Source organism: Candidatus Villigracilis affinis, from assembly GCF_016705895.1.
Lineage (GTDB): Bacteria > Chloroflexota > Anaerolineae > Anaerolineales > Villigracilaceae > Villigracilis > Villigracilis affinis.
The window spans coordinates 1-21873 of record NZ_JADJKT010000036.1; the positions used below are offsets into that span (position 1 = coordinate 1).

General features: G+C 53.5%; 27 protein-coding genes. 8 read left to right on the top strand and 19 right to left on the bottom strand.

Annotated elements, in window-relative coordinates; translation table 11 throughout:
* The 5 genes from IPI86_RS15130 to IPI86_RS15150 all read left to right on the top strand — a co-directional run.
* The coding region (locus IPI86_RS15130) for a LuxR C-terminal-related transcriptional regulator (RefSeq protein WP_345298844.1) at nt 1-428 on the top strand (428 nt) is incomplete at its 5' end.
* A gap of 119 nt (nt 429-547) precedes the next feature.
* The gene (locus IPI86_RS15135) at nt 548-1099 is read left to right on the top strand and encodes a hypothetical protein (protein ID WP_345298845.1); all 552 of its coding nucleotides are present in this window, start codon (nt 548-550) and stop codon (nt 1097-1099) included.
* Between the two features lie 2 nt (nt 1100-1101).
* Nucleotides 1102-1359, top strand: a complete 258-nt coding sequence (locus IPI86_RS15140) for a hypothetical protein (protein ID WP_345298846.1) — start codon at nt 1102-1104, stop codon at nt 1357-1359.
* Nucleotides 1352-3448, top strand: a complete 2097-nt coding sequence (locus tag IPI86_RS15145) for a DNA polymerase domain-containing protein (RefSeq protein ID WP_345298847.1) — start codon at nt 1352-1354, stop codon at nt 3446-3448. Before IPI86_RS15140 ends, IPI86_RS15145 begins: the two co-directional genes overlap by 8 nt.
* 206 nt (nt 3449-3654) lie before the next feature.
* A complete protein-coding gene (locus IPI86_RS15150; RefSeq protein WP_345298848.1) occupies nt 3655-5814 on the top strand; it encodes a tetratricopeptide repeat protein in 2160 nt (719 codons plus the stop codon).
* Between the two features lie 704 nt (nt 5815-6518).
* Here IPI86_RS15150 and IPI86_RS15155 read toward each other — a convergent pair.
* From IPI86_RS15155 to IPI86_RS15245, 19 genes are all read right to left on the bottom strand, one after another.
* Nucleotides 6519-6965, bottom strand: coding sequence for a hypothetical protein (locus IPI86_RS15155; RefSeq protein WP_345298849.1), 447 nt, complete (start codon nt 6963-6965; stop codon nt 6519-6521).
* Between the two features lie 38 nt (nt 6966-7003).
* Nucleotides 7004-8182, bottom strand: coding sequence for a hypothetical protein (locus IPI86_RS15160; RefSeq protein ID WP_345298850.1), 1179 nt, complete (start codon nt 8180-8182; stop codon nt 7004-7006).
* A complete protein-coding gene (locus IPI86_RS15165; protein ID WP_345298851.1) occupies nt 8179-9180 on the bottom strand; it encodes a hypothetical protein in 1002 nt (333 codons plus the stop codon). Before IPI86_RS15165 ends, IPI86_RS15160 begins: the two co-directional genes overlap by 4 nt.
* Nucleotides 9181-9202: 22 nt before the next feature.
* A complete protein-coding gene (locus IPI86_RS15170) occupies nt 9203-9625 on the bottom strand; it encodes a pilus assembly protein TadG-related protein (protein ID WP_345298852.1) in 423 nt (140 codons plus the stop codon).
* Nucleotides 9616-10035, bottom strand: a complete 420-nt coding sequence (locus tag IPI86_RS15175) for a hypothetical protein (RefSeq protein WP_345298853.1) — start codon at nt 10033-10035, stop codon at nt 9616-9618. Before IPI86_RS15175 ends, IPI86_RS15170 begins: the two co-directional genes overlap by 10 nt.
* Nucleotides 10032-10424, bottom strand: coding sequence for a TadE/TadG family type IV pilus assembly protein (locus tag IPI86_RS15180; RefSeq protein WP_345298854.1), 393 nt, complete (start codon nt 10422-10424; stop codon nt 10032-10034). The genes IPI86_RS15175 and IPI86_RS15180 overlap by 4 nt, the downstream gene beginning before the upstream one ends.
* On the bottom strand, nt 10425-10604 hold the full coding sequence (locus IPI86_RS15185; protein ID WP_345298855.1) for a Flp family type IVb pilin: 180 nt from the start codon (nt 10602-10604) through the stop codon (nt 10425-10427).
* 396 nt (nt 10605-11000) lie between these two features.
* Nucleotides 11001-12452, bottom strand: a complete 1452-nt coding sequence (locus IPI86_RS15190) for an LCP family protein (RefSeq protein WP_345298856.1) — start codon at nt 12450-12452, stop codon at nt 11001-11003.
* A 4-nt stretch (nt 12453-12456) separates the two neighbouring features.
* Nucleotides 12457-13365, bottom strand: a complete 909-nt coding sequence (locus IPI86_RS15195) for a hypothetical protein (RefSeq protein ID WP_345298857.1) — start codon at nt 13363-13365, stop codon at nt 12457-12459.
* Nucleotides 13362-14492 carry a hypothetical protein gene (locus IPI86_RS15200; RefSeq protein WP_345298858.1) on the bottom strand — a complete coding sequence of 377 codons (1131 nt, stop codon included), beginning with the start codon at nt 14490-14492 and terminating at the stop codon, nt 13362-13364. The genes IPI86_RS15195 and IPI86_RS15200 overlap by 4 nt, the downstream gene beginning before the upstream one ends.
* 1 nt (nt 14493) lies before the next feature.
* Nucleotides 14494-16395: a DnaA N-terminal domain-containing protein gene (locus tag IPI86_RS15205; RefSeq protein WP_345298859.1), complete on the bottom strand. Its 1902-nt coding sequence runs from the start codon at nt 16393-16395 to the stop codon at nt 14494-14496.
* Entirely contained in the window at nt 16392-16592 is a 201-nt protein-coding gene (locus tag IPI86_RS15210; RefSeq protein WP_345298860.1) for a hypothetical protein, read from the bottom strand. The genes IPI86_RS15205 and IPI86_RS15210 overlap by 4 nt, the downstream gene beginning before the upstream one ends.
* A complete protein-coding gene (locus IPI86_RS15215; RefSeq protein WP_345298861.1) occupies nt 16589-16795 on the bottom strand; it encodes a hypothetical protein in 207 nt (68 codons plus the stop codon). The genes IPI86_RS15210 and IPI86_RS15215 overlap by 4 nt, the downstream gene beginning before the upstream one ends.
* Nucleotides 16792-17190: a hypothetical protein gene (locus IPI86_RS15220; protein WP_345298862.1), complete on the bottom strand. Its 399-nt coding sequence runs from the start codon at nt 17188-17190 to the stop codon at nt 16792-16794. Before IPI86_RS15220 ends, IPI86_RS15215 begins: the two co-directional genes overlap by 4 nt.
* Before the next feature lie 9 nt (nt 17191-17199).
* Nucleotides 17200-17931 carry a ParA family protein gene (locus IPI86_RS15225; RefSeq protein ID WP_345298863.1) on the bottom strand — a complete coding sequence of 244 codons (732 nt, stop codon included), beginning with the start codon at nt 17929-17931 and terminating at the stop codon, nt 17200-17202.
* A gap of 12 nt (nt 17932-17943) precedes the next feature.
* On the bottom strand, nt 17944-18066 hold the full coding sequence (locus tag IPI86_RS15230; RefSeq protein ID WP_345298864.1) for a hypothetical protein: 123 nt from the start codon (nt 18064-18066) through the stop codon (nt 17944-17946).
* On the bottom strand, nt 18059-18259 hold the full coding sequence (locus IPI86_RS15235) for a hypothetical protein (protein WP_345298865.1): 201 nt from the start codon (nt 18257-18259) through the stop codon (nt 18059-18061). Before IPI86_RS15235 ends, IPI86_RS15230 begins: the two co-directional genes overlap by 8 nt.
* Nucleotides 18256-18456: a hypothetical protein gene (locus tag IPI86_RS15240; protein ID WP_345298866.1), complete on the bottom strand. Its 201-nt coding sequence runs from the start codon at nt 18454-18456 to the stop codon at nt 18256-18258. The genes IPI86_RS15235 and IPI86_RS15240 overlap by 4 nt, the downstream gene beginning before the upstream one ends.
* A 187-nt stretch (nt 18457-18643) precedes the next feature.
* The gene (locus tag IPI86_RS15245) at nt 18644-19249 is read right to left on the bottom strand and encodes a hypothetical protein (RefSeq protein WP_345298867.1); all 606 of its coding nucleotides are present in this window, start codon (nt 19247-19249) and stop codon (nt 18644-18646) included.
* Between the two features lie 270 nt (nt 19250-19519).
* On the opposite strand from IPI86_RS15245, the gene IPI86_RS15250 reads away from it, so the two are divergent.
* The 3 genes from IPI86_RS15250 to IPI86_RS15260 all read left to right on the top strand — a co-directional run bounded on the left by IPI86_RS15250 (nt 19520) and on the right by IPI86_RS15260 (nt 21837).
* A complete protein-coding gene (locus tag IPI86_RS15250) occupies nt 19520-19732 on the top strand; it encodes a hypothetical protein (protein ID WP_345298868.1) in 213 nt (70 codons plus the stop codon).
* A gap of 270 nt (nt 19733-20002) precedes the next feature.
* Nucleotides 20003-20242: a hypothetical protein gene (locus IPI86_RS15255; protein WP_345298869.1), complete on the top strand. Its 240-nt coding sequence runs from the start codon at nt 20003-20005 to the stop codon at nt 20240-20242.
* A gap of 29 nt (nt 20243-20271) precedes the next feature.
* Complete coding sequence (locus IPI86_RS15260) at nt 20272-21837, top strand: recombinase family protein (protein ID WP_345298870.1); 1566 nt, start codon at nt 20272-20274, stop codon at nt 21835-21837.
* Nucleotides 21838-21873 lie beyond the last annotated feature (36 nt).

Here is a 21873-nt window from a genome sequence, read left to right on the forward strand (position 1 = left end):
CTTGTTCTATTACAATCCTCCGCATGTCTATCTGGGCTCGACTCCTGGCCGTGATAGGCTTGCGTCCCATATCCGCCCCTCGCAAATACAAGGTCAGTGAAAGCATGCAAGTCACCCTGGCCACTCTCGCACAGCACGAAGGGCGTCCTGAAGATGAGTTGATCCAAGACCTGCTGGCCGCTGGCCTCACCCAATACTATTCCTCCGATGTGTTATTGCAGCAATGGGAAACCCTCTCTCCACGCGAGCGCGATGTGGCCGCGCTGGCTTGTTTGGGCTGCACCAACAAGGAGATCGGGAGAAGGCTCAGCATTTCGCCAGAGACGGTCAAGACCCATTTGCGGAATGTGCTGATCAAGTTCAACCTGCGCACCCGTTCAGAGCTAAAGCTCAGCCTGCAGAAATGGGATTTCAGCGCCTGGGAATAACGTCCACTTGTATCTTTGCCTGTCTCGGTCACTCACCCCACATATAGCTCCCCTGCTCGGTTAAACAAATCTCCACCCACAAATCCCCCGTCAGGGGATTTTTTGATTCGTCTCCATCCATGTATCGTATTCCAATGGATCTCATTCCCCAACTCAAAACAGGCAGACTGGTGGTTGCCCTCACCAATCACAAACCAATTATCGCGGACCTCATCTCCGAACTTGCCCTGCGCGGACCCGTCACCGTGTTGGATGGCGGCAACTGTTTTCCTGCATACCGAATCGCCCAACTCGTTCGCAGGAAAAGCTTGCAGGTGGGTGTTATTTCCAAGCGAATCTTCGTGCAGCGCGCCTTCACTTGTTATCAAATGGTCAGCCTGTTGGAAAATGCATCCGCACTGAGCCAGCCACACATTATTCTCAATCTATTATCCACTTTTCAGGATGACCAGATACATCCAAAAGAGGCGGAGAGGCTGCTCACGATTTGTCTCGCTCATATCGAGCGGCTTTGCCTTGCCGCACCCGTAGCCATCACGCTTGAACCCGTCATTCTCGCAGAAAAGGAGTTCCTTTTGAAGCGCATCTGCGAGAAAGCCGATGAAGTCTTTACCCACCCGCCAGCATCCATTCCACAGGAAGAACAGCTTTCCTTCTTTCGGGGCGGATGAGCATGGGACGCACCCTCAGCACCATCACCCAATATCTGAACGAGACAGAAGCCATGCTGTCTTCGTTTCGTCGCGCTTTGCGCAAAAGCGACCAATACATTTTCGATGGCATCTTTGCCTCGGCCCGCAAGCACATCACCGCCATCAGCCAATCTGATTCGCTGCTGCCGTTCGAGACCATCCTGCTGGCCATGCTGCTTGAACAATCCAAAGAGATCGCTGCTCTTCGCCACGAACTTGAACAGAGGAGACATGGATGAAATCACAGGCTGGCTTTTCGATGTGTACAGCCACACTGAAAGCGGCGTTGTTCTGTGGGTCATTGCTGATTCTGGCGAGAGGCTTCAACTGCGCATGGAACTACCCATGGTCATGTATTTGGCGGGAGATTTCAAATTGCTGCGCGCGGCGTGGGTCTTTCTCAAAGGCAGGGCGGAACTCGCCCGCGTCAGGCGGCGGGATTTGTTCATGGGTGAACGCGATGTGATGCAGGTCACGTTTGCAGATAACGGCGATCTCATTCAAGAGTTGCAAAACCAATTTCCATCTTTGGATTATTACGACGCAGACATTCCCATCTCGTTGAGATTCATCGCGCTGACGGGAGTCCACCTGCTTGGGCGTTGCCGCATCAGGCTGGACCGTGAGCGGATTCAGGCCATCGAGCCTTTGGACTCCCCGTGGGAGTTGTCGCCAGAGCCGATTCCCTTGCGGGTGATGGAACTCTCTCCAGATGCTGATCCTGCCTTTCGTACGCCGAGCAGGTTGAAGGTCAGGGTGGAGCGGGGCGAGTCCTTCATCCAGATGGAACCGCAGCGCGCTTTCATGATCAGCCTGCAAGCGGACCTGCGTCGCTTCGATCCCGATCTGATCCTCACGGATCATGGCGATGGCTGGTTGATTCCAAAACTTGCGGAGTTGGAAATCAATCGAGATCGGGCGCGTGGGATCCAAACCAAAAAAGCGGACAGTTACTTTGCGTACGGGCAGACCATCCATCGCGGGGCGCAGAGTCATTTGTTTGGGCGCTGGCACATTGACCGCAGGAATGCGATGATGTTCAACGAATATGGGCTGGAGGGTGTGCTGGAGCAGACCCGAGTGACGGGCATCGGCGTGCAGGAGATGGCGCGCAAGTCACCTGGCGCAGGGATCACGGCCATGCAAATGCTGACGGCATTGAAGATGGGTGTGTTGATCCCGCTGCACAAGCAGCAGGCCGAGGGCAGAAAAACGCTGGCAGATTTGGTTCGCGCGGACAAGGGCGGGTTGATCTATCAGCCGATCCTCGGGGTGCATCGAGATGTGGCGCAGATCGATTTCGCTTCGATGTATCCGAGCATCATGGTGCATCACAATATCTCGCCTGAAACCATGGATCGGGAAGATATGGAGAAAGGTCTGATCCCGCAGACTTTACAACCTCTGCTTGAAAAGCGTTTGAAACTGAAAGCGCTGATTTCCAACTTGGAAAAACGGGATTGCCAGATGAAGGTGCTGACACAAAGGGCAGCCGCGCTGAAATGGCTGTTGGTGGTGTGCTTTGGGTATTTGGGATACAAGAATGCGCGTTTTGGGAAGATCGAATCGCACGAGGCAGTGACGGCCATCAGCCGCGAGTTGATGCTGCAGGCAAAGGAAGTGGCTGAGGAACTGGGCTTTACCGTCCTGCACATGTATGTGGACAGCCTGTTCGTGCAAAAGAGCGGACTGCAAGACAAACAGGCTGTTGAGCCGTTGTTACAGGCGATTGCAAAACAAACAGGAATTCCGATCATGACGGAGGGTGTGTATCGCTGGGTGTGTTTCCCACCTTCCAGACGGGATGCGCGCATCGCTGTGCCCAATCGCTATTTCGGCGTATTGACGAATGGGGATATAAAATTCCGCGGCATCGAAGCCCGCCGCAGAGACGTTCCCTTTTGGGTGAAGAAGATTCAACTGGAGGTTTTGACTTGTCTGGCGAAAGCCAAAACGCTGGATGAGGTCTCTGATTTTCTGCCTGAAATACAAGAACTGATCTGCAAGGCGAAGCGCGATCTGAGGAGCGGACTTATTCCGTTGGAGGAATTGGTGGTGACGCAAAGTTTGAGCCGAGCCGTGGAAGGCTATAAAACACCATCCCCCGCTGCACGGGCGGCAATGCAATACCAGCGTGCGGGTCATGCCGTTGCACCAGGTCAGTTCATGCGCTTTGTGTTCATTCGCGGCAGGGAACGGGTCCGCGTTTGGGAGTTGGGTGTGGATAGAAGGACTGTGGATGTAAAGAGGTATTGCATTTTGCTGGATCGCGCGGTGGCAGGGTTGGTGGGAGAGTTTGAGAAAGAGGAGGCAAGGTTGGCATTTTAGTTGTTGTTCCATACGGAACCATACATAAAAGAATATAAGGAGCACCCCAAAAGGGCACTCCTTATATTCTTTTATTAAATGCAGGCTAAATCTCAGTTACGGCACGTTTACCGTAAAGCCCCACACGAGGCGCCATGGGCAACGGGGAGGCTGGGGTAAAATAAGATATTATTGGTGTGGTTACAGTTAATGAGGAGTTGGCGGTTATGGCAAACACTCAACAGCCATCTGGCAAGCAGTCCGATTTATCAAGTATCTTAAAGACAATCTGGGCGCCAATTGTAAGTTTGGCGGGCACGGTCACGCTGGTCGTTCAGTTTATCGAACTCTGGCGTGGCGATCAAAACACTGTTACATTAATTATTGCGATCATGGGGGCGTTATTAATCCTTGCAGGATTGATCTGGGTGGGGTTCGGCAGAATTACTTTTGAAGTCCCTGATTTTGTTTCGCCCGGAAAGAATAAACTGAAAAGCGATTGGCGATATTCAAAAGGCATTCGCCAGCTGGCTTTTGCTGGCATAATTGCATATTTCATTACTGGAGGAGTGAGTGGCTATTTGTTAGTCCGTCATCGTCAGGAACTTGAAGCAAAGACGATCATCCTGATTGCAAAATTCGATGGCCCCGAAGAAAATTACGGTTTGACGGATGAACTTCTAGAACAACTCGATGATGCTCTTACGGGTTACGAAGATGTACAAGTCGTTCGTCTTGGTGAAGTTGTTACTGTTGAGAAGGGTAGCAAGTATGCGCGAAAAATTGGGGAAAGGTATTTGGCCGATATAGTTATTTGGGGATGGTACCGCCCAACTGAAAATCCAAATGTAACCATTCATGTGGAAAACCTGGTTCCAAAGCAAATAGAAATAATTGATGCCAGTGAGCAATTAAAACCAGCCTCCAGTTCAAGGGAACTGGAAAGTTTCGTGCTTCAACAAAGCATTGGTGAACAAATGAGCTCCATGGTTCTCATTATCAGCGGATACGCCTACTACGTAGCAGAAGACTATCAGGAAGCCTTGAGTCGTTTTGAGCGAGCATTAGCTTTGCAGGCGCCCTCAAATGAATTAATCAACCTTGCGGATATTTGGTTTTACACAGGGGAAATTCACTACAGTCGCAATCAATTACAGCAAGCCATAGCAGATTACACTGAGGCATTGACGATTGACCCAGAATACATTTGGGCCTTCAGCAGTCGCGGATATGCATACGCCAATCTTGGGCTGGATGAGATGGCAATTGCAGACTATACCAAGACAATAGAGTTGAACCCGCAATGTGCCTGTATATATTATTACAACCGCGGTGTTGCCTACGGTCACCTCAAAGAATATGAAAAAGCCATCGCAGACTACACCATGGCAATCAAGCTTGATCCAACAGATGACTGGTCTTACAACAACAGAGGAAATATTTATGACCGCCTTGAGAGATACAATGAAGCCATTGCCGACTATACCAAGGCAATTGAATTAAGTCCAAACGATGAACTTTACTACCAAAATCGCGGAGAAACATACACAGACCTTGGAAAATACGACAATGCTCTTAATGATTTCAACAAAGCCATTGAGCTTGCTCCAGAAAACGCCCATGGTTTTAATGCACGAGCGATTGGCTATGAGGAGATGAAAGAATATGAACATGCGCTGGCTGATTACAACAAGGCCATTCAATTGGACCCGGAATACCCCAGTGCATACTACAACCGAGCTTTGCTTTATGAAATTCTAGAACGATACGAAGACGCACTTGCCGACTACACAAAAGCCATTGGATTGAATTCAAAAAGCGCCTTGTACTACAACAGCCGAGGCGATCTTTATTACAACCACTTTGACAAATACAACGAAGCAATGGAAGATATCAACAAGGCAATCAACCTAGACCCAAAGTTTGTTGGAGCCTATCATAGCCGAGGTCGCATCTACGAAATTACTGGTGATTATGAACAAGCACTTGCTGACTATGGCGAGATCATCAAACTCGATCCGAAATACAAATTTGCATATTTGGGCCAGGGAAATATTTATTATCTTCTTCGTCAGTATGATAATGCGATTTCGGAGTATACAACTGTCATTGGACTGGACGAAAAGTATGCAGTCGCCTTTTACAGTCGTGCCAATTCTTACTTTGGACTTGGGCAGTATGAAAAATCAATTATTGATTACACAACAGCCATTAAAATTGACCCCAAATATACAAACGCCTATTACTATCGTGCCAGCTCTTATTATATGTCTGGACAGTATGATAATGCGATTGCGGATTACATTCAGGTTATTGCTCTTGACCCTGGATATGCAGCCGCCTACTGCTATCGCGGGTTTTCTTGTGCAGCTTGGCCAAAAGGATAATGCGCGAAAAGACATCAAACATTGTTTGGAATTGACAACAGATAATCAGTTAGCAACTTTTGCAGAAGACCAATTGAAGTTACTTGTCCAACCTTAATGCAGTAAAACCAGGGCGCATATACCGCTGTAAACCACGGCGAAGGTCATTTTGGGCGGGTTGACGGGCAAAACCCACTATTCCTCATCACGCTGGTCGCTTACGGAGGCAAGATCATCCAGAGCGGTAACATAGTGGTCGTACTCGCTTTCCACCACTCTTTCCAACTGCGGCTACGGTTGAGACACAACTTCCTCGGGCACATCGGGAATCACAATATCAATCGACTCAAACACGGCTTCACCAATGGATTCTATGCGTTCCGCATCGGTTGTCTCTAAAGCAAATTGAATCACAAAATGTTGCGGAACAGATTGTGAAAGTGGCTCGACCCTGGCAGGTTCTGATCTTGGAATATAGGATGATGGCCCGAGGGCTGGTCGAATCCGCAACGGGTGGATTGACAAGCGATTTGCAGTCAGACACGTCGCCAAAGATACGGAATGATCATCAACAGACGGTCGATGGAGTTTCCATTCACCAGCTATAGATCCGGGATCCACGCCTGGGAATTGGAGCAGGCATTGGACCCCGGAAGGTTGGATACGAAAGGATATTTCAGCTTGCAGGATCGGACATTGCCGGATCCCGTCAGGTCATTTCAACACTAGTCCAAATGTGCGGGGATGGTGAAGTTCACCTGAAAAGGCGTCCTTCCGCTGATCGGATTGAGAAGCACCACATAACGCCCGGCGGACAGGTTCAGCTTGACCGGGTCGATCGTAATGGTCGTCTCGAAATGCTGCGGTTTCAAAGTACAGGTTTTGGCCTGAACGCCGCGCACCTGCACCATAATTTGTGTTGCAGATCGGGTGTGTGGGTTTGGTCCCATAAGCACTGGCTTGCTCACTTCCAGCTTGTAGCAACCAGCGGGCAATACGCCGCGGACAAGGATGCGGGGCGGATATCCCCGCAGGAGTGTGGCTTTTTTGATAAGGGCCAGGGTGGTAATGGGAGAGGGTTGCTCTCCCTGTGCCTGGGCCGGAGCAGCCTGCAATCCCATGCCCATCAAGAGCATAAGGATCAGGCCTGTCATTAGAATTTTCTTGAACATGTTGTTCTCCTTGATTGTATAAAAGTGATGGTCGGGACTCAATTGCCCGGCCAGCCGATCTGTCCCTGCCCTTCGCGCACGGCCCAATAGATGAGCCCGCCCCAATTCCAGGAGCGCTGATAGATCGGGTTGTCCACATGGTTGTTTTCATCCATGCGCCGCAGGGTCAGGTTGTTATCCCAATAAGATTCGAAGGTGCCGTCATGGTTCACATCCGCCAGCAATGCAGACGGAAGTCCCTGCACCGCGTAAGGAGGGATCTCGCCGCCATCCCCGTGCCGACGCCACTCATAGCCCACGGTCTCACAGGTGGTGCCACCTGATTCATGGAAGCACTCCCTGACAGCCGTGTATTCGTAGTAGCGCAGATCCCAAAACAATTTATAAGGCGCACGCCCACTGCCAACATACAGCGGAATGTCACCGGGCAGTTCCTCCAGCCCTTCAATACTTTCCGCAGTGGGGCCACCGCCGGCAGCGGGATGGGAAGGCACCTCCCATTGGATCAGGGTGGGGGTACCGGTCCCGCCTTCGTCCGACAAAGTCAGACCGTCAATATTGGGCAGGTCCACGGACATCGGACCGGAAGGACGCAGGGTCAGGGTCAGGCGCAGATCGCGCCAGTCTCCCTCCTGCGGGTTGCCCGGCGATCCGCCCCCGTAGGCGATGTAGTCCACGCTGCCTGAACCGGAGGACTCCGACAACCCGCCATTGCGTACCGCGGTGGGCCAGCGCACCAGAGTTGCAGGATAAGGCCGCAGGTCAAGATAGATCTCGGGGAAATGCACACGGGCGCGCAAATTCCAGTCAAAGACTCCACAGGTAATTCCTCCGGAGGTCACAGAAAATTCATCACAAGGATGGTCCGGCAGCGAAAGCGCCAGCGGACATTCGGCGGTTCCCATGCTGGTGCCAAAGAGGACCGCACCGCTGCAATCGTCCACCCGGTAATCCCAGACGCTGCATTGGTTTTCGCCGAGAGAGGGCTCGGGACGATAGACCGTCTCTTCACGGACGGCGCCCGGTGTGCAAACATATTGTCCGGGGTCGCCCGGATCGCCGCCATTGCCGGGGTCGCCCCCTCCACCCGTCGTGCAGACAATGCTGCCGTCCGATTCAAAATGACAAGAGGGCGCGGACTGCGCATCCACGATGTGGGTATAAGGCTGCAGGATGCAGGCAAAGATCAGGAACAGAAAAAATCCAATCCGTTTCATGGCCGGGCCTCACTCAATCCTTCGGTCAGGGAATTCAGGATCATTCGTCCCTCGCTCTCATCGGTCTTCATCTGCCAGTCCTGCGGCGGAGGCTGCATGATCAGGTGATGGGTATTCAGGAGCCAGCTTGCATCCCAGGGCTGGGAGTCGTACATCGTGGCAACCGTCAGGCGCTCCCGTGCATTGATCTGCGCGGAAACGATCTCTTGTTTTGGATCCTCCTGGGTGCCCAGCCAGACCCACAGGCCATCCCCCACGTAACCGAAGAGTAAAAAGGAACGCATGGGAACGGCATCGGATGTGTACACATGACCATCCAATGCATAAACAATATGGGTGTTCTCGGCATCCTCCACCACCATGCAGATCACCGCATATTCCCCGCCCCATGTTTCCATGCGATTTCCAACAACACTGGAGGTCCTGAAACAACCGCGCAGGGCATACGTCACCGCAGCTTTGCCTTCGGCATTAAGTCGCCATTCGGTAAAGTCGGGGTTGGGGGGAATGAAACCAACCGGCACCGCAATCGGTTCCCTGCTTTCGGTAGGGAGCAACACCTGATCCAACCGCCTCATCGGCATTTCAGCGAATCCAAGTTGTCGGGTCGCCTCCGCGCGGCTGTAGCCCTCGCGTATCGCCAACGCCCAGGCGATGGTCTGCTCCAGCCCTCGATACACACAGGCAGGCTGGATGACGGCATAGGTTTTGCTGATATAGGTCGGGGTCAGGGACCAATCCATTGCATCGGTTGGGCACCCGCCTTGCTCAGGTTCAGATTCGGGCGGAGTGGTCGGTTGTGCGGTCAATAAAACAGGTTCTGCGGCAGCCTGCACCCTGCTCATCAACAGGTAACGATTGAGCGCCGCCATGCCACCTGTCGCCAGAAGCAGGAGCAGGATCAATCCGCTGATGATGGTGTGGGCACGCAGTTGCATGTGCCCGGCCAGATCCCGGTAGGTCAATCCGTTCAGGATCGTTTTCCAAAGTGACTTCATTATTATGGTTGACTCCAAAAATTCATTGATCGCCGCGGGTAACGCCATGTGCCAGATACCCAATGGCACGCACCGTCACCCAGCGGGCGGGCAGCAGATATCCCGCCGAACGCGTTCTGGCTGTCACAAAACAGGCGGGCCGTCCCTGATGACTTCCACAGGAAACCGAGAGCAGCTGGGCGCTGCCTGGCCGCTGGGCATTGAAATACTCTGCGGCAATCTCGTTGCCCGCAGCGTTGGCCGTGATCGTGCCATCCGGCAGAACCGTGATCTCCTGCGCGCCTGCATGGGCGGCGAGGTCGGCGGCTCCCACGGTCTCCATGACCCGCGCATTGGTCACCATGTAATCCAGGATGCCCAACAAAAACAGCGACATCAACGGAAGCAGGATCGCAAACAGCAGTGTGGATTGTCCGCGTTCGTTTCGTCTGGACTTCACTGCCATCTCGCTTTCCAGGCTTCGGATCGGGACATAAACCACGCATCATTCCAGCCGCCCGCACTGGATCCAATCAATCCGTTGAAAAGAATCGGCGCCTGATAGGAAACCAGACACTGACCGACGGACCCGGGCCCATCCGGCGGCGAAACCTGCACACGGTAGTTCACGCCTTGCGTTGCAGACCAGTCTGCGTTCAACGTTTCCCATGCGATGCGGACTGCATTGTGTTGGGCACGTGCGGGATCAGGGGATTGCGACAGGAACTGCGAACAGGCATAGGCGGCGGCGGTGGCGGCGGTCCGCGCACGATGGAGCGGGATCCAGGACAACAGACCGAACGCCATCAGGATGGCCAGAATGGCAAAGAGTGCAGTTTCGGGCATGGCCTGACCCCGTTCAGAAATTCTCTTCATTCGATGCCTCCCGCAGCGGGTGGTCCGGGGTAAAAGCGCCATAACCGAAAATACGCCGCGGCCCGCTGGGACTCGGTGAGGCGGATTCCAAAAAGCCAGCCGCGTGAATCCTCCACGCTGATCAACGAGCGGACCTGACGCGGGCCTTCCTCGCCTGCCATGATCTGATCCGCCAGGTCAGGCCATAACACGGTATCCCTGGCAGCCTCCGTGACCGGGGTCTCAAAGGAACCGCTGGCCACGCCTGTGACGAACACGCCCCAGTCCGCGGCGGCGGAACGGAAGGCTGCGAAGGCGGCAAAGGTCATGCCGAACAGGAGCAGGATCAACACCGGTAGAACCAGGGCGAACTCGGCGATGGCCTGTCCCTTTTCTTTCCTGCAATACATCTATCCGCCTCGCGCCATGCGCAGGGCATCAATGCCCGCCTGGAAGGCCGCGATCAATTCGGTTTTGTATTGCGAGATCACGGCAATGGCGACCACACCCACCGCACCCAGGATCAGGGCGTATTCTGCAAAATCCTGTCCCTCCTCTTCACGAACAAAGCGTTTCAACAACTTGAACATGGTGAACTCCTTTCGGGATAAAAAACGAATGTCTGTCAGTTGGAATCATATAGAATCAGGCATGGGGGTCGTCAGGGCGTGTCGGTATGGGTTGCCGCAGGCGGGGTTTCATCTGATGCTGTTGATGAAATGAATAACCTGCAAAAGGATGTCCGAATCAAAACATCGTTCTGGCGTACCCCGCGGTATTGGCTGTATCAGCAATGGAGCAGGGTGCATGATTTTTTCATGCGGAATTTCAGTTCACAGTGGAATGCCCCCTGCCCGTTTTGCGGTGAAACTGATCATCAAACAAAGAATCGTCCCAATCCGCAAAGGATGGGATTTTGAAAACAAATAAAAGGGAAGCTCCAGAGCAAGCTCTGGAGCTTCCCTTTTATTCATACATGTGTGACGCTAGTACCCAACAGGCAAGCCTTCAGCCCAATCCTCTCCAAGGCGAATCTCAAGGTCAACGGGTGAGGTTGGGTCTGGTTGAATCACAATCTGTTGACTCGCCACCCCAAAGACTTCCGCCAGATATCGCAAGGCATACAGTTTTGAAGAATACAGGACCAGTTTGGTGTGCCCGGATATGCCAGTGGGCGGACCGTACTCCACGATCTGCATTCCCCGGGCCGTCAAATAATTTGCGGTCCTCCTGTCCAGGTCCGCCGTGTAGGTATTATTGACAATGCGGATCCGCGCTCCATCCGTAGGAGCCAATTCAACAGGATCCCCCAGCGCCAGTGGACTCAGCGGCCCGCCGGGGACGAAGATCTCATCACGCAGGATACGGACCAGATCAGGGATCGGGCGCAAGACATTGGCCGGCACTCCATCGATGGTCGTGTCCGCTGGGATCGCCATGCTTGAATCGATCACTCCCGTTTGGATGGCCTCAACCGGAATATCCCTGGCAAGCAACGCCAGCTTCATGACATCCTCCAGCTGCATGTTGGTGCGGACTCCGGAGGAGAACTCCATGTATAGCTCCGGCATCCGCGACAGGAGGGTCGGGAAATATTCCGGAGCAAGCACCTTGTCACGGATCGCCAGGATGACCTGCTGCTGGCGTCTGGCGCGGCCCACATCCCCGCCGCTGCAGCCCTGGGTTTCGTAACGGCAGCGGGCATAGGCCAGGGCGCGCTTGCCGGTCAAATGGCGGAAGTCTCCGGGGATCAGCACAAAATGATCCTGTCCTGAACCGGCCGGGTCCAACACCATTTGTTCCTCCACATACACATCAATGCCGCCGATCAGGTTGACGAACGACACGAAGGTCCCAAAATCCACCTGGACATAATAGTGAACCGGCACCCCGATGAACTGGGAAACGGTTTCCATCGCGAGGCCCGCTCCGCCACCCGGCAGTCTGGCATTCTCCCCAATCGCCCAGGCCGTGTTGATGCGGCTGTATCCGGAGCCAGGGATGTTGACCCACAGATCGCGCGGAATGGACAACATGCCTGCCGTCCTCGAGACCGGGTCCACGGTCAGGAGGAGGATCGTATCCGTGCAAAGCGGGCAGCCTTCGTCTGCAGCGCTGCCGCGCAATCCAAAGAAGGCGATATTGACGCGGCTGCCGCCATCCCAGGCAGGCATCCCCATCTCCGCCGCAGACACATCGGATGGGAGGATCTCATGCGATGGTTCCACGTTATGAAGAACCGGCGCCCCAGGCGGCTGGATCGATTCCACCGCACAATCCGCTGGTGGAATGCCGGGCAGGGGCGTTAATCTCCAGCAGGCGGTCAGATTGCGCATGATGAAAAAAGCGCTAATGGCGGCCAGCAGGGCAAAGACCCAGTACGCCATTGAACGCCAATGGGAACGACCAACTTCGAGTGATCTGGATGAAGGGGACATGACCTTACATCAACCCGGATCCCACACCTGCACTTGCGCCAGGTGCAAGTGTGAACGGCGCAATGATCGCCAGCACCAACCCCAGCACCGCCAGCACACCGAACAAGCCGGCGCGCTGGCGCACGAGGGCAGCCCGCGCTTCCGTGACTTCCACCACGGAACGATGCACGGACTCCTGCAGCCCCTGCACGCTGGACAGGATCGGGCGGTTGTTGGCGAAGAAGTCGTGGATGTCGCGCAGGAAGAGGTTGGCCTCCACATCGGCGGGATCGGGAAGATGGGCGCGGGTGACTTCCACTGCTTTTGTAAAATCCTCCACTTCCATGCGCGCCACCAGCAGCCCGAGCAGGTTGCAGAACGGCCCGCCCACCGTGGAGGCGCGTCGCAGTGCCTCCTGCACCCCCACGCCGGAAGACAGCAGGGAACCCAGCACAGACAGGCCGATCAACATATTGTTACGCAGCGCCTCGGCGCGTTTCGCTGCCAGTGCCTTCATGCGGACATAGGGACGGCGCAGTCCCAAAAAGACAAAGACCAGGGCGAGGATGGGCGCTGCCACCAGCAGGTCCAGCGCCGCCATCGCCCCGGCCAGCAAACCACCCACCAACAGAAAGATCGAGAAATCTCGAATAGCCGCAGCATAGAATTCGCCCGGGGTGTCATGGGGATAACCGGCCCGCCTCAACAGTCCGATCACATCGTTCATGTTCTTCGCCTGCCCGGGATCAAAGCGGCCGGGCAGGACCGCCACCAGCAACGCCTCCCATGTGGATCGCCGCTGGGTATGCGGCTGGGAGCTGAAGTTCATCAGGCGGTTGGCGCCAAAGGGATTGAAGGCGGCTTGAAAGGCAGTCAGCAGTTCAAACGCGAGCACGCTCAGGCTCAACGCGCCAAGGAATGCAAGAAAGGTCATGGGGAGTCTCCTTTTGGAATGTCGAGGTGGAAGTCTAATAACTTCTGCAGCGGGGCTTCGCCGGGCTGTCGTCCGCGGAAGGGCTTGCTGTACAGGGCCTGTTTCAAGGCCTGCAGGTGTTGTTCATTGCGGAGCACATCCCGTGGGGGATGCGGCACGGCATGGGCCAAAGCGCCGCTGCCGGTCTCCCAACTTGTGCCGCCGTATTCCCGCGGCCAGAGCGGATGGGTGCACATATCCCAATCGCCTGGCAGTCTGTGATTCTTCAAGGCGCGGTGCCATTGCCAGAGGGCTTCGAAACGCGGTCCCCACAAGCCCCAGACCATGTCGAGCTGCAGGGACTCGTCCCGCAATAAATTCAAGGTCTCCGTGCAATGGTGGCAGATCGGGATGGCGTTCTCCGGTCGCTGGTAGCGCCAGAGAAGTTCCAGCGGTGCATTCGGGGCGGGAGAAAGGACCGGCCTCCAGGAGGCGGGCTTGCCGCAGCGCATGCAGTGATTGGGAAACTCGTGCCGCCAGGGAACACCGGCCACCGAGGCCGCCACGATCTCATCCAGGTAAGGCTCTTCGGCCTTCAGGACGGAGTGGGAAAGTTTCACCGCGCCGTTCGGCAGGTTCCAGACGCTGGAAAAATCCAGGATGAAACCAGCCGAGCTCACGATCTGTCCGCGTTCCCAGGCGGCAAACTTCTGTCTCTGGATCTCGGGGATGATCCCATCCTGGTGCGCTTCACGGATGCGGCGAATGTCGGCAACGGCTTCGGCCAGCAGGGAAAACAGGAGATGGTCCATTCCCGTGCCGGCGTGCATGGCCCCATAATCGGGGAGTTCAAGGGTTGATGAAATTATGCTGTCCATGAAGGGACGGTAATCCACCCCGGGCCCCGTCTCGATCACATAGCGGCAGGTCGGCAACCGTACCCACTGCCAGCGGGGGATGACTTCATCGAACACCACCTGTCCCGCGGCGCTCAAGGCCGCGATCCGCATCGGCGGGCAGAAGAAGGTGTGGAAGGTGCGCGTCCCATCGGATGGATACATGAACGCCAGTACAGTCTCGTCCAAAGACTCCATGAACATTGCCCCATAAGCACGTTGCTTTGAAGTGATCAGAAAATGCAATTGCATGTCATTCCTCCTCATCGGTTCCAAATAAAATGGACCGGGCTTGAGTCATCATGGGGTTGTGCGGCCCCATCGTCTTCCTCCAGGCATGCGCCAGCGGATGTTCCACTGGTTTTGGATGGGCATACGCACGGTGCGGTGTGGACTCCATCAACCTCCATAACTCGGCCGGCGGCAGGTCGGCAAATTGCCGAAAGACTCCGCGCGCTTCATGCAGGGGATGTTCGCGCAGGCGGCTGAGCGCATATCCCAGCGGGTCGGAAAGATTTCCGCTTTTCGGGCTGGCGACATACAACACCCAGGAGACGAAGGCATGCACGGATGCCTGAACCTCGAGCAGCTCCTTCTGTACTTTGGGATGCACGTCATTTTGTTGAAGCAAGACATCCAATTCCCAAAACGGCGGCACCGCCTCCTCCGTTTTTCCCGCGCCGCAGGCATGTTGGGTGGTCGATGTGTTTTTCTTTTCAGTGTTTTGGGGGTGTTTAAAAGAGTTTAAAACAGTCCCATTTGCGTCCGCCATATGACTCCCATTCGCGTCTGCTACTGCTTCCATTTGCGTCCAGTCTATCCTCCCATCTGCGTCTGCCATATTCGTCCCATTTGCGTCCAGCGGTTCATCCAGCAGCACCCGAAACGCACGCGGCATGGACTCGACCCGCAGATCGGCATAGGTGTTGGAATCGGGAATGGGCATCTCCATCAGGAAGCGCGAAAGGTTCCCGCCGCGCTGCTCTTTCCATTGCGGGTTGAGCCAGGCCTGTACGGTCTTATAGCGACCCGAGCCGATCAGTTCCGCCATTTCCTGATACCCCCCTTTAAAGGTCACCAGATCACGCCGCTCCCCGGTGCGGGAGTTGATGAACGCCATGTCACGCGCCACCGTGACCAGCCAGGCCTGCGCAGGGGTCAGATTTAATTCATGAATGCTGCGGGTGATGAAGAAGTGCGTGATGTGGATGTCGCCGAGGGCATTGATGATGCGACGATGCAGGGCTTGTGCCAATTGATCCGTCTCCAATGTATGGGCAGCCCCTGCCTCCAGACGGACGATATCCATCACCGTGTTCAATGGCACAGAGCTGCGCATGTCTTCCATCGGGGTAAGCAGTTCCATGACATCCTCCACGGACAGCAGTTCCTGCAGCGCTTTATGCAGATCCAGATTCCTTTCGGTCATGGACCTGATCCGTGCATGGATCGCAAGAGCATCCATGCGTGTCAGGCGCGGGGTCATGAAGACCTGGTAGCGGATCGGTGCACGGTGCGGGCGTCCATCGCGGCCACGGCGAAAGCGGCGCGTGTCGTTATCCTCAGCACGCTGCACCAGCCCATGCAAGTGCCCTTGAATGCTGGTGTGTTTTAGCAGACGCCAGAAGGCACCGTGACTCAGGGCGCTGAAACGCATGACCTCACGGCTGTGCAGTGGTTTGGCATCCGCCTGTTTCAAGCCCTGCACCCGCCAGGCTGCCTGATGAAATCCGATATACAACCAGATCGCCTTGGGCCCGATCTCCATCCCCAGTCTTCTCAAATAGCCCTTCACCACGACCTGCTTATGTGGCTGCACGATGCGGTCATAATCCAGCCACTGCACCGGCTGGATGTCAAATTCTGTTTCCTCCTCCGCTACCTTTTCCTGTTCATCCTCTTGCGGGGTTTCGCTTGCAACAAAGCGCACCGATACCGGCGGGTCCAGGATGCCTTTCAGGATGTTCTGAACTGTGGAGGTCAGGCGTGACTCCAGCCAGTCACGGGCATCGGCGTTGTGCGCTGAGATGATGAGTACATTTTTTTCAAGGGACACGACGTTTGTGTTGCGCACCCATGTATCGAAGGGGGCGCGCGGCATATCCGCTTGAAGTTGCTGCAATACCTGCTGCCATGTTTCTTCAAGGTTGATCATGCCGCCTCCCAGGTCAAAATCGGATCATTTCCCATCGCAGGTCGCACCCATCGCGTTTGGAAAAATGAACGGCTCCCGGTTTCACCTGTGACTTCAACGTGGGCGGCACGTGGACAAAGCGCAGGCGGCACATAGTCCGTGCCGCCTGACTTGATTTCATCAACCTGTTTGTTTTTTCGTTTTTGATGGAAGTTCATTTTGCACCTTCCAGGGGCAACGTGAAGGATGTGCGTTTTTGCACCGGGGTGAGCGTCAATCTGCCATGCTGAAATTCCTTCAATCCAAAACGCAGCAGGGCGGTGATCAATTCCCCAATCGGCACATTCAAGCCATCATCGGATGCAAGGGCAGATAGTTCGCGTTTGAGTTCAGGCGGAAAGCCGCGCCAGGTGGTGATCACCCGCCACAACGCTTCGGGCTTTTGTTTTGTATTTTTGGAATGGTTGTTGGCATGGGATCATGGGTTGGGAAAAGGGTCATGCGCAGGCGATACGGATTGGGTCTGGGATTGAGATCGAACTCACCACGCTCATAACAGCGCAGGGCATGTTCGATCACCGCACGTGCCACTTCGCCTTCCGGCACAAGCAGGTCGCTGGCGATGGACTTGACCCGCAACGACAATCTGGGATCCACGCCACGGTACACGGCCTTGTGGCTTTGATGCTGCTTCTCCCAGTGGCGGCTTCTCTTCCTTGGCTCTGCAATTCGCAGAGACTCATATAGATCCGGCGGCGCTGCCACGACCGGCATGGACTCGTTCGATGTTTCAAAGGGGGAACGGCGTTTGTTCATCCTGCCCTCCTAGTACTTCAACACGATTTGCGCCAATGCCTGGTATTCCCTGGCAGCCCGGCACAGCTCATTCATCTCGAAGATGGTCCGGCCCCGTGCGGCCCATTCACGTAGCAGGGTCGAGCAGTGGATGGGTGGCAATAAGCTGGATGCAAAGCGCTGCTCCAAATCTTCGATGGTTGCCTTGCTTTCGCAGGTCTGTTCGTCATAAAAGGTTGGCAGGATGCTCATTATGCCGAGCACCTTGCCAACGCCATCTGCGGAAAGGAATTCGGTGGCGGTTGGTACGATCACCAGATCGGAGGCCCAGACCGTGCGCTCCTCGCGTAGCGTGCCGCCCACACTCGGCGCGGTGTCGAAGAGGATATAGGGTCCTTCTTTAAAGAAGCGGCTGACCGTTTGTCGTATTGCGGAGACCGGTTTATCCTGCGCGCTCAAAACGGTCTGGGCCGCCATGGTCTGCTGATCGCCCGGCAGGATGTGCAGTCCCTCCCGTCCGGAGCAGAAAACCCAGGAGTTGATGAAATTGGTTTCCTGTTGCGACATGCCCATTGTGAGCAGATAAAAGACACCGGGCTCAGGGCTGCGCCCCAAGGCGATGGCGGATTGTCCCTGCGGGTGGGGATCGATCAACAACACACGTCCGCCCTTAACGGATAGACTATGCGCAAGACAGGCAGCGATGGCTGTCTTGCCCACACCCCCATTTGGATTGGCAATACAGATGATTTTTGTGGACATGTTGGACCTCCCCTAATCCCTGCGCAGGCTGCGCTTGATCTCATCGCGGATGACCACATACAGGATGGATCCGATCAACATGGAACCAAGAATCAGCGCCACTGCGATCAGGATGGCATGCATCGCTTCACTCATGGGAACCTCCCTGCTGGGTGGTAGAGTAAGGTTCTGTTTGGGACATGTTGGATGTGGGTTTGCCGGCTTGAATATTACTTTCCAATTTTTTTCGCTCTCTGCGCCAGCTTAGGATGAGGGTGTATACCTGACCGAGAATCTCGCGTTGTTCGGGGGTGAAGCGTGACGATGGGGTTGGGAGGGGTGTGGTCATGACGAGGCTCCTGTCTGTCTTTCAAACGGAGAGGGGGAATCCGATAATGGATGAAGATTGGGAAGCATGCCCTGCCGTACCAATTCCTGCCGGATGATGAGGGCAGCCTGTGCGCGTGGCACCCGCAATTCCCGTTGGGCGAGCTGCAGAAGCGCATTGCGTTCCTGATCCCCCAGATAGACGATGATCTTGGCCATAGGTCTCCTATTCGATGCTGAAATAAAATGAGCCGCGTTGCCGGCGGCTCAAATAAATAACATCTGGGAGTACGGGATCTCTACGGTTTGAAGTACGGAATGACTACGAAAATTTCATTTGTTATTTGACCATGTATTGGAGCCGAATGATTGGATGGACTGTCGTGGTTGGGGAATGCCTGCCCGGCTAGTGTTGGTGCTCGCTTGATTTGATCTCTTTCAAAATTCTGCGGCGCCAGTCATAGAACGTGGTGGTGGCCATCAGCAGGATGCCGTCCGGGCTGCTGCCAAATTCCTGGGCAAGGAATTGTTCAAGCGTTAATGCGGTTATGGAAGGATCACGGCGCTCCCACTTCAAGACAGCTTTATGTATTTGTTCCCTGGGGAAGCGTGGCGGTTTTCCGCGATGACGGTTGGGGGAAAGGTCAAAGAGTTTGGGGAGTTCGATTGCCCCCTGTGGGTTCTCTTCAACCGCCTTTATGTGTTTCCTTGTGGATGGATCGATCTTGAATAGCTTGAATAGCAAAGGCGTGGGTAGGTCCGGGATTTGATCAGTTCCATTCTGTTTTTCAATATCCCGCTTTAATTCACGGACCAGCCGGTGCGTATGCACAGCTCCCTGGACCACAAAGATCACGACGATCATGATGGTGAGTGTCAACGCAATCAATGCGGCTTCCTGCCCGAATTTGGTTTGAAAGAATTTATATACCCAGTAGATTGGGAATACGAGGGTGGCGATGAGGATCAGTAAAGCCAGATAATGCCTCCACAGCCGCTTGATATGATTCATTATTATTAACCTCAAGGATAAGGTAAGGCGGCATATTGTAGAAAAAAACAATTTGTAAGACAACTGATGTTTGGCATTATTTTGATGGGATTTAACTCATTATCAGTTGCAACTGGGAATATTCGGAGGCAATTCCGTAGGGGAACCGTACTCCCGCAGGCTATAACATCGGCAGGAACCTTACCAACGCAATACCACCAGTCGATTTCCAGTCATGGATAAGTTATTTAATACCCGTACTGGGTATAATCTCACAAGGAGACCCATTTCATGGAAGATTGGTTGACCACATACGAAGCCGTCCGCATCAGCGGTTATGAATTGGATTACATCCGAAAATTAGTGCGTGCCCAAAAGATCGTTGGGCGCAAGTGGGGACAGTCCTGGCAGGTCAGCCGGTCCTCCCTGCTAGCATTCCTGAAAACCAGGGAACACGAGGGGCAAAAGCGCGGCCGCAAGCCCATTCCACGGGACAACAAGTAGTCATTCATAAGGCATCAGCGACTTGATATTTAGAATAAATGTGCTATAATAATTTCATTGCTGGCAATGAAATTACCAGCCAGAGAAACGGGCCGCACTGGTGTTAGAGCACCGATACGACCCTTACCCAACCCACCGGCTAGAGCGGAAGGAAAGGCTGGTTTCATTATACAGCCCCTTTGATTCGCCCAGGTGGGATTCCATCAGGGCGATTTGTCTTTTCATCCCGGCTCCAGAAGCAAATCGCCCAATCCATCAAAGGAGATAGGTATGCTTCAAAACCCCGCAACCACACGTTTTCAACTTGTAAGCACGTTATCACGCATCCGTCAGGAATGGCAGGAGGCTACTGGTAGTTCCAGTTTGATCGAGGTGGAGGGCAACATGGGAATGTTGCTTGCCGACCTGATCAATGGTCTTGGATTAGGCCATGCTGAGCAGATGCATATTCTGGGTGAAGATCTTTTTCAGGAGATGCAGGATTTCCTGAAAACCCCAAATCAAAACTAGACAACCACAACCAGCTAAGGATATATATCATGAACAAACGAGCAATCATTTATGCAAGAGTAAGTACTGATGAGCAAGCAGAAAAAGGACATAGCCTTTCCTTCCAAGTGGAGGAGTGTCGCAGATACGCTGATCGCATGGGCTTTCATGTAGTCAAAGAAATAATAGACAATATATCTGGTGCCACTCTAAACCGACCTGGTTTTACAACACTTGAGATGATGATAAACAATCTTGAGGCTCAAGTTGTTATTGCATATACATCCGACCGTATTTCAAGAAACTATTACGATTATGTACCTTTGGTTGGCAAGTGGCAGGACAAGAACATCGAGCTTCATTTTGTAGATAGGGGCCAATCACAGAATGATCTTCAAGGCATGATCTCAGACGGAATATTTGCCATGCTGGCACACACAGAACGGCTAAAGATTTTGGATCGTACAAGAAATGGTCGCATCAAAAAAGCAAAGGATGATAAAAAACCGGTTATGAGCGGTGTTGTCCCCTATGGATATGGACGCATTGGAAAAGCGCGTGATGCCGAAATGATCATTGAACCAGATGAAGCAGAAGTAGTGAAGATGATTTTTCGATGGTATACAACAAACAAAGATGGCGGACCTCTCTCATTAAGAGGAATTGCCAATCGTCTCGACGATATGGGAATAAAGCCAAAATCTGCTGGTTTTTGGGGACCAAGTTCAGTACGCCTGATTGTTACAAATGAAATCTATGCAGGTCGAACATACTATGCAAAGACGGAAATCCTCAAAGATGGCCGACAAGTGGCTCGTCCTAAATCAGATTGGATTCCAATTGAAGTGCCGCACTTGGCGTTGATTAGCAGAAAAACCTACGAGATTGCATTGGCGAAGACAAAACGCAACAAGGAGCTTTCAAGTCGCAATAGAAAGCACGAATACCTCTTGGTCGGGCACTTCTCTTGTGGCAGTTGCAATTTGGCAATGTATGGTTTTCAAAAGAAGAAGCATTCCAAGCCTTATTACAGATGCGCAAGCTATTACCATAAAGTCATAACCTGCGGACATTCTATACGTGCCATCCAAATTGAAAAAGCAGATCAAGCCGTGTGGGGCTGGCTATCATCGCTTCTGGAAGACGAAACAGTACTTATTGAAGGTGTACGTTCAATGGCACAAAGGAGGGAAGCAGAATTGGGTCCAAAACGAGAACAGTACACCTATGTACTTAAAATGCTTGATGCAACCGCTGAAAAGATACGACGGTTAATTGACGAACTTGCTGATTTCAACGGCAATGCAGTGAAAGCAGTCATTAAAGATAAAATCAATCAACTGGAAGCAGAACAGAATTTTCTTTTTGAAGAAAAAACCAGACTCGAGGCGGAGTTAACCGAATTAGAAATCGATCCTGAATTTGAAAGCAAAATTACAGAAATTGCAGCAGCAGTAAAAGAACGGCTACCAATAGCAACTTTTGAAGGCATGAGGGATTTGTTGGAATTACTTAAAGTAAAGGTTGTTTATTATCGCCTTGATAACGGTGTGAAGCTGCGAGTATCTTGTGAAATTCCAGATAGCGAGGAGGATATTGTGATTACGTCTTATTGAAGGTATCGTCGGGGTGGGAGTTGCAGTAATCGCAGT